10 protein-coding genes are annotated in these 13,024 nt (G+C 67.7%); 8 read left to right on the forward strand and 2 right to left on the reverse strand.

The features are described from left to right. The first annotated feature begins 180 nt into the window (after positions 1 to 180). The 8 genes from BCEP18194_RS00680 to BCEP18194_RS00715 all read left to right on the forward strand — a co-directional run bounded on the left by BCEP18194_RS00680 (position 181) and on the right by BCEP18194_RS00715 (position 10,925). The gene (locus BCEP18194_RS00680) at positions 181 to 1,461 is read left to right on the forward strand and encodes a Zn-dependent hydrolase (protein WP_011349348.1); all 1,281 of its coding nucleotides are present in this window, start codon (positions 181 to 183) and stop codon (positions 1,459 to 1,461) included. A gap of 135 nt (positions 1,462 to 1,596) precedes the next feature. Next, positions 1,597 to 2,934: an NAD(P)-dependent oxidoreductase gene (locus BCEP18194_RS00685; RefSeq protein WP_011349349.1), complete on the forward strand. Its 1,338-nt coding sequence runs from the start codon at positions 1,597 to 1,599 to the stop codon at positions 2,932 to 2,934. Positions 2,935 to 3,007: 73 nt separating this feature from the next. Then, on the forward strand, positions 3,008 to 4,324 hold the full coding sequence (gene preA / locus BCEP18194_RS00690) for an NAD-dependent dihydropyrimidine dehydrogenase subunit PreA (protein ID WP_011349350.1): 1,317 nt from the start codon (positions 3,008 to 3,010) through the stop codon (positions 4,322 to 4,324). 100 nt (positions 4,325 to 4,424) lie between these two features. Further along, complete coding sequence (locus tag BCEP18194_RS00695) at positions 4,425 to 5,933, forward strand: NCS1 family nucleobase:cation symporter-1 (RefSeq protein ID WP_011349351.1); 1,509 nt, start codon at positions 4,425 to 4,427, stop codon at positions 5,931 to 5,933. Positions 5,934 to 6,003: 70 nt separating this feature from the next. Beyond that, positions 6,004 to 7,461, forward strand: a complete 1,458-nt coding sequence (gene hydA / locus BCEP18194_RS00700) for a dihydropyrimidinase (protein ID WP_011349352.1) — start codon at positions 6,004 to 6,006, stop codon at positions 7,459 to 7,461. A 341-nt stretch (positions 7,462 to 7,802) separates the two neighbouring features. Continuing rightward, positions 7,803 to 9,077 (forward strand): NupC/NupG family nucleoside CNT transporter, encoded by a 1,275-nt coding sequence (locus BCEP18194_RS00705; protein WP_011349353.1) that lies wholly within the window; start codon positions 7,803 to 7,805, stop codon positions 9,075 to 9,077. A gap of 38 nt (positions 9,078 to 9,115) precedes the next feature. Then, positions 9,116 to 10,432, forward strand: coding sequence for a thymidine phosphorylase (gene deoA / locus BCEP18194_RS00710; RefSeq protein WP_011349354.1), 1,317 nt, complete (start codon positions 9,116 to 9,118; stop codon positions 10,430 to 10,432). 103 nt (positions 10,433 to 10,535) lie between these two features. Then, entirely contained in the window at positions 10,536 to 10,925 is a 390-nt protein-coding gene (locus BCEP18194_RS00715) for a cytidine deaminase (protein ID WP_011349355.1), read from the forward strand. Positions 10,926 to 10,953: 28 nt separating this feature from the next. Here the strand turns inward: BCEP18194_RS00715 and BCEP18194_RS00720 are convergent, their stop codons facing one another. Together BCEP18194_RS00720 and msrA are read right to left on the reverse strand one after the other, a co-directional pair. Further along, a complete protein-coding gene (locus BCEP18194_RS00720) occupies positions 10,954 to 12,069 on the reverse strand; it encodes an aromatic ring-hydroxylating oxygenase subunit alpha (protein ID WP_011349356.1) in 1,116 nt (371 codons plus the stop codon). Between the two features lie 224 nt (positions 12,070 to 12,293). Continuing rightward, positions 12,294 to 12,989, reverse strand: a complete 696-nt coding sequence (msrA, locus tag BCEP18194_RS00725; RefSeq protein ID WP_050781524.1) for a peptide-methionine (S)-S-oxide reductase MsrA — start codon at positions 12,987 to 12,989, stop codon at positions 12,294 to 12,296. Positions 12,990 to 13,024: the final 35 nt, after the last annotated feature.

The following is a 13,024-nucleotide window of genomic DNA, read 5'->3' on the forward strand; positions in this document are numbered from 1 at the left end:
ACCTGTCCAATCGGACAGGATTCGACGAGCGGCGGAAACCTTTCAACCGGATTCGTCGGACGATCTTCGCGAACGATCGGGGCATGCACCGCGCTTGGGCGGCGTTGCCCCGAAACAGGCATGACACGCACCGGCACAGACCGGGCTGACGATATCACCGACCCCACAGGAGCGATACGAATGAACGCGGTATCGGAAACAGTGAAGCGGGCAGCTTTCGACACGTCGATCAAGGTCGACGGCAAGCGGTTGTGGGACAGCCTGATGGAAGTCGCGAAGATCGGTGCGACGCCGAAGGGCGGCGTGTGCCGCCTCGCGCTGACCGATCTCGACAAGGCCGGCCGCGACCTGATCGTCGGCTGGGCGAAGGCCGCCGGCTGCACGGTGACGGTCGATACGATGGGCAACGTGTTCATGCGCCGCGCGGGCCGCGTGGCCGATGCGGCGCCGGTCGTCACGGGCTCGCATGCGGATTCGCAGCCGACGGGCGGCCGCTTCGACGGCATCTACGGCGTGCTCGGCGGCCTCGAAGTGATTCGCAGTCTCAACGATCACGGCATCGAGACCGAGCATCCGGTCGAGGTCGTGATCTGGACCAACGAGGAAGGCTCGCGCTTCGCGCCCGCGATGGTCGCCTCCGGTGTATTCGCGGGTGTGTTCCCGCTCGAATACGGGCTGTCGCGCAAGGATGTGGACGGCAAGACGATCGGCGAGGAGCTGGCGCGTATCGGCTACGCGGGCGACGTGCCGTGCGGCGGACGCAAGCTGCACGCGGCATTCGAACTGCATATCGAGCAGGGGCCGATTCTCGAGGCGGAGTGCAAGACGATCGGCGTCGTGACCGACGCGCAGGGGCAGCGCTGGTACGAGATCACGTTCACGGGCCAGGAAGCGCACGCGGGGCCGACGCCGATGCCGCGTCGCCGCGATGCGCTGCTCGGCGCGTCGCGCGTGGTCGATCTCGTCAACCGGATCGGCCTCGATCATGCGCCGTTCGGCTGCGCAACGGTCGGCATGATGCAGGTCTACCCGAACTCGCGCAACGTGATTCCCGGCCGCGTGTTCTTCACCGTCGATTTCCGTCATCCGGACGACGCGGTGCTCGCGAAGATGGATGCCGCGCTGCGTGACGGCGTGGCGCGCATCGCAGCCGATATCGGGCTCGAAACCGAGCTCGAGCAGATTTTCTACTACAAGCCGGTCGCGTTCGACGCTGCCTGCGTGGAAGCCGTGCGCAGTGCGGCCGATCGCTTCGGCTTCTCGCATCGCGACATCGTGTCGGGTGCCGGTCACGATGCGTGCTATCTCGCGCAGGTCGCGCCGACGTCGATGGTGTTCGTGCCGTGTGTCGACGGCATCAGCCACAACGAGATCGAGGACGCGACGCCCGCATGGATCGAGGCCGGCGCGAACGTGCTGCTGCACGCGATGCTGTCGCGCGCATGCGAGCCGGCTTCATGACGCCAGGACCGTAGCAGCCGGCAGGTTGCTCGACGCCTGACAGCCTGACCGTAGCATTCCTAAGCACGACCGCCCCGACTGTGCATTCGCAGCCGGCGGGGACGGCTTTGTCTCCACCCAGTCGAAGGAACGCGTATGACCACCAAGCCAACCGGCGATATCGCCGCGCATCGCCTGTCGTCCACGCAACTCTCGTGCGAATTCGCCGATATCGCGCCGCTGCTCGATCCGACTGCCGCCGCGGCCGCCGCCAGCCGCTGCCATTACTGCTACGACGCGCCGTGCGTGCAGGCCTGCCCGACGCAGATCGACATCCCGAGCTTCATCCGCAAGATCGGCAACGGCAACCTGAAGGGCGCCGCGACCGACATCCTGTCGGCGAATCCGCTCGGCGGGATGTGCGCACGTGTGTGTCCGACCGAGATCCTGTGCGAAGGCGCATGCGTGCGCAATCACCAGGACGCACAGCCCGTCGCGATCGGTGCGCTGCAGCGGCATGCAACCGACTGGGCGATGGAGACCGGCGCGGTGCGCTTCACCCGCGCGCCGGACACGGGCCGCCATGTCGTGGTGGTCGGCGCGGGGCCGGCCGGGCTCGCATGCGCGCACCGGCTCGCGCTCGCCGGGCACCGCGTCACGCTGTTCGATGCGCGCCCGAAGGGCGGCGGCCTCAATGAATACGGGATCGCCGCATACAAGACCGTCGACGATTTCGCGCAGCGTGAGGTCGAGTGGCTGCTGTCGGTGGGCGGCATCACGTTGAAAACCGGTGTCGCGCTCGGCCACGACATCACGCTCGACGCGCTGCGCGAGCAGCACGACGCGGTGTTTCTCGCGATGGGGCTTGGCGGCGTGCGTGCGCTTTCGATCGATGGCGAGCAACTGGGCGGCGTGATGAACGCGGTCGACTTCATCGTGCAGGTGCGGCAAGCCGATGCGCTGGAGAACGTGGCGGTCGGGCGGCGCGTGGTCGTGATCGGCGGCGGCAACACGGCCATCGACGCGGCGGTGCAGAGCCGCAAGCTCGGCGCCGAGCGCGTGACGATGGTGTACCGGCGCGGCGTGGACGCGATGAGCGCGACGTGGGCCGAGCGCGAATTTGCGCAGAAGAGCGGCGTCACGCTCGTCACGCATGCGAAGCCGGTGCGCATGGCGGGGGAGAACGGGCAGGTGACGGGTGTCGAGTTCGAGGCGGCATCGGGCGAGCGCTTCACCGTCGATGCGGACATGGTGCTGAAGGCGATCGGCCAGACGCTGGTGCCGGACGCCATCGACGCCGCGCTGCTGACGGCGGACGGTGCGCGCATCGCGGTGGATGCGGACGGGCACACCGCATGGCCCGACGTGTGGGCCGGCGGCGACTGTGCGGCGACGGGTGGCGTCGACCTCACGGTGCAGGCCGTGCAGGACGGCAAGCGCGCGGCCGCTTCGATCGATGCGACGCTCGCACAACGCGACGCGAAGGCTGCGTGACCGCACGACGCGCGTCACTCGCCATCAGCACCACGAGCACAACGAACACGACCCCACTCTCACGGAGCCGAACATGGCCGACCTTCGCTGCACCATCGCGGGCATCACTTCGCCGAATCCCTTCTGGCTGGCGTCCGCGCCGCCGACCGACAAGGCCTACAACGTGAACCGCGCGTTCGAGGCGGGCTGGGGCGGTGTCGTCTGGAAGACGCTCGGGCTCGATCCGCATGTCGTCAACGTCAGTTCGCGCTATGGCGCCGTGCAGTGGAACGGCCAGCGCATCGCGGGGCTGAACAACATCGAGCTGATCACGGACCGTCCGCTCGACGTGAACCTGAGAGAGATCGCGCAGGTGAAGCGCGACTGGCCGGACCGCGCGCTGATCGTGTCGCTGATGGTGCCGTGCAACGAGCGTGACTGGAAATGGATCCTGCCGCTCGTCGAGGATACGGGCGCCGACGCGGTCGAGCTGAACTTCGGCTGCCCGCACGGGATGAGCGAGCGCGGGATGGGCGCGGCGGTCGGACAGGTACCCGAATATGTGGAGATGGTCACGCGCTGGGTGAAGGAAGGCACGAAACTGCCGTGCCTCGTGAAGCTCACGCCGAACATCAGCGACATCCGGATGGGGTCGCGCGCCGCGTACAAGGGCGGCGCGGACGGCGTGTCGCTGATCAACACGATCAACTCGATCGTCGCGGTCGATCTCGACCACATGGCGCCGATGCCGATGGTCGACGGCAAGGGTACGCACGGCGGCTATTGCGGCCCGGCGGTCAAGCCGATCGCGTTGAACATGGTCGCGGAGATCGCACGCGATCCGGAAACGCCGAACCTGCCGATCTCGGGCATCGGCGGCATCTCGAGCTGGCGCGACGCGGCGGAGTTCATGGTGCTTGGCGCCGGCAGCGTGCAGGTGTGCACCGCCGCGATGCACTACGGCTTCCGGATCGTGTCGGACCTGGCCGACGGGCTGTCGAACTGGATGGACGAGAAGGGCTACGCGACGCTCGACGACATCCGCGGCCGCGCGGTGCCGAACGTGACCGACTGGAAATACCTGAACCTGAAGTACGACATCAAGGCGCGCATCGACCAGGACCGTTGCATCCAGTGCGGGCTGTGCCATATTGCGTGCGAGGACACGTCGCACCAGGCGATCACGGCGACGAAGGATGGCGTGCGCCACTTCGAAGTGGTGGACTCGGAATGCGTCGGGTGCAATCTTTGCATGCATGTGTGTCCGGTCGAGCAATGCATCACGATGGAGCGGGTCGATTCGGGTGACTACGCGAACTGGACCACGCATCCGAACAATCCGGCGAGCGCGGAGGCGGGGGCGAGTGCAGGCGCGGCGGCACCCGAGAAGCACGCGAAGAAGGCTGCTTGACGGCATCCGGCGATGCGGGCCATCCTGCATCGCCGCCTTTCGTTCCACCCGGGCCGGCATCGCATGATGCCGGCGCTGACGTTTCAGTGGAGTGCGTTCCATGAATCACGCAGCGAATCCCGCCGATCCCGATAGCGCCGCGGCGCAGGGCGGCAGCCTGTACAACGACGATCTCGCGCCGACGACGCCGGCGCAGCGCACGTGGAAGTGGTATCACTTCGCGGCGCTGTGGGTCGGGATGGTGATGAACATCGCGTCGTACATGCTCGCGGCCGGGCTGATCCAGGAAGGCATGTCGCCGTGGCAGGCGGTGACGACCGTGTTGCTCGGCAACCTGATCGTGCTCGTGCCGATGCTGCTGATCGGCCATGCGGGCACGAAGCACGGGATTCCGTACGCGGTGCTCGTGCGCGCGTCGTTCGGCACGCAGGGCGCGAAGCTGCCGGCGCTGCTGCGGGCGATCGTCGCGTGCGGCTGGTACGGGATCCAGACCTGGCTCGGCGGCAGTGCGATCTATACGCTGCTGAACATCCTGACCGGCAACGCGTTGCACGGCGCCGCGCTGCCGGTCATCGGCATCGGGTTCGGGCAGCTCGCGTGCTTCCTCGTGTTCTGGGCGCTGCAGCTCTACTTCATCTGGCACGGCACCGATTCGATCCGCTGGCTCGAGAGCTGGTCCGCGCCGATCAAGGTCGTGATGTGCGTGGCGCTCGTGTGGTGGGCGACGTCGAAGGCGGGCGGCTTCGGCACGATGCTGTCGGCACCGTCGCAGTTCGCGGCGGGCGGCAAGAAGGCCGGGCTGTTCTGGGCGACCTTCTGGCCGGGCCTGACCGCGATGGTCGGCTTCTGGGCGACCCTTGCGCTGAACATTCCCGACTTCACGCGCTTCGCGCATTCGCAGCGCGACCAGGTGATCGGGCAGTCGATCGGGCTGCCGTTGCCGATGGCGTTGCTGTCGGTGGTATCGGTCGTCGTGACGTCGGCGACCGTCGTGATCTACGGCAACGCGATCTGGGATCCGATCGACCTGACGAGCCGGATGACGGGCATCGGCGTGGGCATCGCGCTCGTGATCCTCACGCTCGACACGATGTGCTGCAACCTCGCCGCGAATCTCGTCGGCCCGGCCTACGACTTCTCGAGCCTGTGGCCGAAGGCGATCTCGTATCGCACCGGCGGGATGATCACCGCGACGATCGCGATCGTGATGATGCCGTGGAAAATCCTCGCGACGACGGACGGCTATATCTTCACCTGGCTCGTCGGCTATTCGGCGCTGCTCGGGCCGGTGGCGGGGATCCTGATGGTCGACTACTTCCTGATTCGCGGCACGCGGCTCGACACGCGCGCGCTGTTCGACGAGCGCGGCGGCTTCAGCTACGCGCGCGGCTGGAATCCGGCGGCGCTGGCCGCGCTCGCGGTCGGCGTGCTGCCGAACCTGCCCGGTTTCCTGCACACGGCGTTTCCGGCGTCGTTTCCGAACGTGCCGGCGTTCTTCAACACGCTTTACACGTATGCGTGGTTCGTCGGCCTCGTGCTGGCGTCGTGCGTGTACGGCACCTGGATGAAGTGGCGCGCCGGACAGCACGCGCAGATCGCGAGCGCATGACGCGCGCGATGCGTGTGATGTGCCTGATGCGCTTGATGCGGCACCCGACAGTCAACGAGGAGGCAACCCAATGGCAATCCTGATTCGTGGCGGCACCGTGGTCGATGCGGACCGCTCCTATCGCGCGGACGTGCTCTGCGCAGCCCCGGAGGACGGCGGCACGATCCTGCAGATCGCCGAGCAGATCGACGCACCGGCCGGCGCGACCGTCGTCGATGCGCATGACCAGTACGTGATGCCGGGCGGCATCGATCCGCATACGCATATGGAACTGCCGTTCATGGGCACGACCGCGAGCGACGATTTCTACACGGGTACGGCCGCCGGGCTTTCGGGCGGCACGACGAGCATCATCGACTTCGTGATCCCGAGCCCGAAGCAGTCGCTGATGGACGCGTTCCACGCCTGGCGCGGCTGGGCCGAGAAGGCGGCGGCCGACTACGGTTTCCACGTGGCCGTGACGTGGTGGGACGAGAGCGTGCACCGCGACATGGGCACGCTCGTGCGCGAGCACGGCGTGTCGAGCTTCAAGCACTTCATGGCGTACAAGAACGCGATCATGGCCGACGACGAGGTGCTCGTGAACAGCTTCTCGCGTGCGCTCGAACTCGGTGCGCTGCCGACCGTGCACGCGGAGAACGGCGAGCTCGTGTTCCAGCTGCAGAAGGCGCTGCTCGCGCGCGGGATGACGGGGCCGGAGGCGCATCCGCTGTCGCGGCCGCCGGAGGTCGAGGGCGAGGCCGCGAACCGCGCGATCCGCATCGCGCAGGTGCTCGGCGTGCCCGTGTATATCGTGCATGTGTCCGCGAAGGATGCGGTCGATGCGATCGCGCGTGCGCGCAGCGAAGGGCTGCGCGTGTTCGGCGAGGTGCTGCCGGGCCACCTGGTGATCGACGAGGCCGTCTATCGCGATCCGGACTGGACGCGTGCGGCCGCGCACGTGATGAGCCCGCCGTTCCGCTCGGCCGAGCATCGCGAGGCACTGTGGCGCGGGCTGCAGGCGGGGCAACTGCATACGACGGCGACCGACCACTGCGTGTTCTGCGCATCGCAGAAGGCGATGGGCCGCGAGGATTTCACGAAGATCCCGAACGGCTGCGGCGGTGTCGAGGATCGCATGTCGGTGCTGTGGCATCACGGCGTGAATCACGGCCGCATCACGCCGAACGAGTTCGTGCGGATCACGTCGGCGAACGCCGCGCAGATCTTCAACCTGTATCCACGCAAGGGTGCCGTGCAGGTGGGTGCCGATGCCGACCTCGTCGTGTGGGACCCGGCCGCGACGAAGACGATCTCGGTGAAGACCCATCATCAGCAGGTCGACTTCAACGTGTTCGAGGGGATGACGGTGCAGGGCGTCGCGACGCACACGCTCACGCGCGGTGCACTGGCGTGGGCCGACGGTGACTTGCGCGCCGTGCGCGGCGCGGGCCGCTATCTGAAGCGTCCGCCGGCGGCCAGTTACTACGAGGCCGCGCGGATCGCGAACCGGTTGCGCGAACCGCATCCGGTCGAACGCACCGGTTGAACGTTGCGTAGCGCGCGGGGCGTGTCGGTTCGAGCGACACGCTCCGCGCGTGAACCTGTTTTCCCGTTCGTGCGGGCACCCCTCCGGCCCGAATTCCCCTCTCCGCATCCCGACAATTCTCTCAATATTTGGGACGAATTGCGTGTGATCTCGTCTTTCCAATCCCTCGGTACATAGAAGAACTGAGCAAGTTGATGCGGCACACGATGTCGCGCAAATGCGACCATTTTGTTTGCGTTGTCGCCATGCATGCCGGCGAGTAATATCCACCGACGGCGTTGCGCAGGCGTGCCGGGCCGCCCGCCGAACAGTCCAATAACATTGAGAGCAAGGAGTACGAGGTGGATATTCTGCGCAGTCTCCTGGGTATGCTGTTCCTGCTGATGGTTGCCTATCTGCTGTCGAACAACCGGCGCGCGGTGAGCGGCCGGACCATGATCGCCGCGCTGTGCACGCAACTGGCGATCGGTGCGCTGGTGCTGTTCGTGCCGGCGGGACGCACGGCGCTGGCGGGCGCCGCGAACGGCGTCAATCGCGTGCTCGACATGGGTAATCACGGCATCGCATTCGTATTCGGCGGGCTGGTCGACAGCCGGATGTTCCAGCTGTTCGGCGACGGCGGGTTCGTGTTCGGCCTGCGCGTGCTGCCGATGATCATCTTCGTGACCGCGCTGATCGCGGTGCTGTACTACATCGGCGTGATGAAGTGGATCGTCGCGATCCTCGGTGCCGCGCTCGCGAAATTGCTCGGCGTGAGCCGCATCGAGGCGTGCTCGGCGGTGGCGACGATCTTTCTCGGGCAGAGCGAGATGCCCGCGCTCGTGAAGCCGTTCGTGCGGAACATGACGAGTGCCGAGATTTTCACGGTGATGGCGAGCGGCATGGCGTCGGTCGCGGGCTCGGTGCTGGTCGGCTACGCCGGCCTCGGCGTGAGGATGGAATACCTGCTCGCCGCATCGTTCATGGCGGTGCCGGGCGGGCTGCTGTTCGGCAAGCTGCTGTATCCGACGGTCGAGCCGAGCCGCGTCGTGGTCGACGGGCTCGACTTCGACGACAAGCGGGCCGCCAACGTGATCGAGGCGGCGGCGTCCGGCGCGTCGGTCGGGCTGCGGATCGCGATCAACGTCGGCGCGATGCTGATCGCGTTCGTGGGGCTCATCGCGCTGATGAACCTGATCGTCGGCGGCGTGGCCGCGTTCGCGGGCTTTCCGCAGATCACGCTGGTCGGTATCATCGGCCACCTGTTCGCGCCGCTCGCGTGGATCATCGGCGTGCCGTGGAACGACGCGGCGCTGGCCGGCAACTTCATCGGCGAGAAACTGATCTTCAACGAGTTCGTCGCGTATGGCGACCTGTCGCCGTACCTGAAGGGCGGCGCGCACGTCGCGGCGGCCGGCCTGCAGGTGCTCGACCCGAAGACGCTCGCGATCGTGTCGTTCGCACTGTGCGGCTTCGCGAACTTCTCGTCGATCGCGATTCTCGCCGGCGGCTTCAGCGCGGTCGCGCCCGAGCGCCGCTCGGAAGTCGCGCGGCACGGCCTGCGCGCGCTGACGGCCGCGACGCTGTCGAACCTGATGAGCGCCGCAATCGCCGGCCTGTTCTTTTCCCTGCATTGAGCCCGCAGCGGCCATCGACCGATCGAGGAGAGGCAACGATGTTTTTACCGCAGGAATTCATTCGCCAGAAGCGCAACCGGCAGGCACTCGATCGCGACGGGATCGCCGCGTTCGTGCGCGGCGTGACCGACGGCAGCGTGACCGAGGGCCAGGTGGCCGCGTTCGCGATGGCCGTGTATTTCAACGACCTGAGCACCGACGAGCGCGTCGCGCTGACGCTCGCGCAGCGCGACTCGGGCGACGTGCTCGACTGGCATGCGCTGGAGCTCGACGGGCCGGTGATCGACAAGCACTCGACCGGCGGCGTCGGCGATGTCGTGTCGCTGATGCTCGGGCCGATGGTGGCCGCGTGCGGCGGCTACGTGCCGATGATCTCGGGGCGCGGGCTCGGCCACACCGGCGGCACGCTCGACAAGTTGAGCGCGATTCCCGGTTACAACGTGACGCCCGATACGGACGCGTTTCGCCGTGCGGTGCGCGACGTCGGCGTCGCGATCATCGGACAGACCGCACGGCTGGCGCCGGCCGACATGCGCATCTATGCGATTCGCGACGTGACGGCGACCGTCGAGTCGGTCGCGATGATCACCGCGTCGATCCTGTCGAAGAAGCTCGCGGCCGGGCTCGACGGGCTCGTGATGGACGTCAAGGTCGGCTCCGGCGCATTCATGCCGACCGCCGAGCAATCGGCGGAACTGGCCCGCAGCATCGTCGACGTCGGTAACGGCGCCGGCATGAAGACGACCGCGATCCTGACCGACATGAACCAGTCGCTCGCGCCATGCGCGGGCAATGCACTCGAAGTGGCGTGCGCGATCGACTACCTGACGGGCAAGTCGCGTCCGGCCCGCCTGCATGACGTCACGATGGCGCTGTCGGCGGAGCTGCTCGTCACCGGCGGGCTGGCGCACGACGTCGCAGACGCGCGCGCGAAGTTGCTGCGCGCGCTCGATTCGGGTGCGGCAGCGGAACGCTTCGCGAGGATGGTCACGGCGCTCGGCGGCCCTGCGGACCTGATCGACGCACCTGCTCGTCATCTCGCGCGGGCGAAGGTGGTCGTGCCGGTTCCGGCGCGCGCGAGCGGCGTGGTGCAGCGGGTCGATTGCCGCGCGCTCGGGCTGGCGGTCGTCGCGCTCGGCGGTGGCCGCACGCGTGCGGCGGATGCGATCGACTACAGTGTCGGCCTGACGGCGCTCGCGGAGATCGGGCAGCGTGTTGAAGCCGACCAGCCGCTCGGTTACGTGCATGCCCGTGACGCCGCCGCCGCGGCGCATGCGGTGGACACGATCCAGCGCAGCTACGTGCTGGGTGAGGCGGGTGACGCGCCGCCGACCATTTATCAGCAGATCGGCTGAGCGATCGCCGGCGCCGGCGATCGCTTCACGTCACGGGAGTATCGCGACGGCCGGGGTTTGGCCGCGCCGATACATCCCGGCACACAATCGGAGGCACGACGAGATGGAACGACACGAACTGATCGAAGCGGCGAAGGCGGCGCGCGAACGCGCGTATGCGCCGTATTCGCGCTTCAAGGTCGGCGCGGCGCTGCAGGCGCGCGACGGGACGATTTTTCACGGCTGCAATGTCGAGAACGCGTCCTACGGACTCTGCAACTGTGCGGAACGCACGGCGATATTCTCGGCCATCGCCGCAGGTTATCGTCCGGGGGATTTCACGCGGCTCGCAGTCGTCGGCGACACGGACGGCCCGATCGCGCCATGCGGCGCGTGCCGCCAGGTGATCATCGAGATCGGCACGCCCGACATCGAAGTGATCCTGGCCAACCTGAAAGGGGCCGTCGAGGTGACGACGGCCCACGCATTGCTGCCGGGCGCGTTCCGGTTGTAACGGCGCGCCACGTCACGCGCCACTCACGTCACGCGCCGTCGCGCATGTCGCGGATCGGGATCACCGTGCGCGCGCCGCACTGGCGCAGCAGGTCGCGCAGTTCGTTGATGACCGGAAACACCTCGTGGTTCCAGTCGGCGCCTTGGGCGTCGTGCGCTTCCTGCTCGCGCTCGACGATCCAGCGATCCTCGCGGAAGATCCGCTCGGTGAACCAGACGAGCAGCGGCCACGCGAGATCGAGCGCGAACGGGATGCCGGGCTTGTGGATCGACAGTAGTCCGAACGTGCGGTTGGTGCGCTGCTCGGCGTCGAGCGGCACGTAGACGATCCACAGGTCCATCACGAGCGTGCCTTCGCTCGAACGGATCTGCAGCGTCTGGTACGGATAGCCGGTGCGTACCGTCATCACGCTCTTGTCGGACTGGTCGGCCGGCTTCTTGCTCGCGCCGAACACGAGGGCTTCGCCCACCGGCTGCTTGCCTTCCATCCGCGCGAACGTGTAGTCGACCTCGACCCAGTCGTCGCCGCGGCGCCGGCCCACCGAGCGCGCGCGCATCTGCCCCATCTGCTTGCGATGCAGGAACTGATGGTTCATGTCCATCAGGTTCTCGTGCATGAACGAGTAGTGGCATTTGACTTCGCGGCCGAAGCGGCGCGTCTTGTACGCGCGGTCGTCCGCCGATTCGAGCGCGGGGAACGGCCGGGTGTCGGCGAGCGTCGCATCGCCCGGGAACACGAAGATCAGCCCGTGCGCTTCGCGGCACGGATACGCGCGCACGCCGTTGGGCAGGCGCTCGCGGCCGAGGTACGGCACGTCGACGCAGCGGCCGCTGTCGCACGCGTAGGTCCAGCCGTGATAGCAGCAGCGCAGCGTCTCGCCGCTCACGACGCCGGCGTGCAGCGGCACCTGGCGGTGCGCGCAACGATCCTCGAGCGCGTACACGGCGCCGGATTCGGTGCGCACGAGCACGATCGGATCGCCGGCAAAGTGCACGCCGAGCGTCTTGCCGCGTTTCAGCTCGCGCGACCACGCGAGCGGATACCAGTGATCGGGATGGATCGGCACGCGGCGCAGGTCGCGCACGGCCGCGCCGGAAGAGGGTTCTCCAAGGGTGCCGCTGTCAGGAATGGGCACTGCGCGCATGCGTGACGTCTCCGGGCTGGACTGGGATTCCGGGCGCCGCGCGATGCGGCGGGGATCTGGAGAAGTCTACGCGAAGTTGCCTGTCGCGGCGGACGCGATGCGGGTTTGCCCCGGCAAGGCGGCCGCGGTTTCGTTGATGCAGCGCAAACCGGGCCGAAGGCGGCGCGCGCTGGCCGCGCGTGGCCGCTCGGCGGGTGTCACCCCGTCACGCAGCCGCTTCCCGGTCACGAGCGCGCGTCGCGCCACAGCACGGCGTCGGTGCGGTACAGCGCCGGGAAGTGCTGCTTCAGCCCGGTGATCTTCGGCATGTCGTTGTACGCGATGTACGGCGCGTCGGGATGCAGTTCGAGGTAGTTCTGGTGATAGGCCTCGGCCGGGTAGAACCCCTTGTAGTCCTCGACCCGCGTGACGACGGGTGCCGGAAACACGTGCGCGGTGCCGAGCTGCGCGATGTACGCGGTCGCGACCGCGCGTTGCTGCGCGGTGGTCGGGAAGATCGCCGACCGGTATTGCGACCCTTCGTCGGGGCCCTGCCGGTTGAGCTCGGTCGGATCGTGCGCGACCGAGAAGAACACCTGCAGCAGCCGGCCGTACGTGATCTGCGTCGGGTCGTAGACGATGCGAACCGATTCCGCGTGCCCGGTCAGCCCAGAGCCGACGAGCGCGTAGTGCGCGGTTTCGGACGCGCCGCCCGCATAGCCGGCCGTGACCTGCTTCACGCCCTTCACGTGCTCGAACACGCCCTGCACGCCCCAGAAGCAGCCGCCGGCGAGCACGGCCGTCTCGTCGTGCGAGGTGCCGGGCGTTTCGTCGAGCGTCGGGGCGGGCACGGTGCGCATCGGCTCGGCGGAATTGACGATGCGCTGGTAGCCGAACACGGCGGCGGCCGCGATGGCGATCGCGCCGATGCGGCGCAGCATCGCCGTGCGCCGTTGCGGTGCGGGACCGCGGGGGG

Origin of the sequence: Burkholderia lata, assembly GCF_000012945.1 — a bacterium.
Classification (GTDB): Bacteria; Pseudomonadota; Gammaproteobacteria; order Burkholderiales; family Burkholderiaceae; genus Burkholderia; species Burkholderia lata.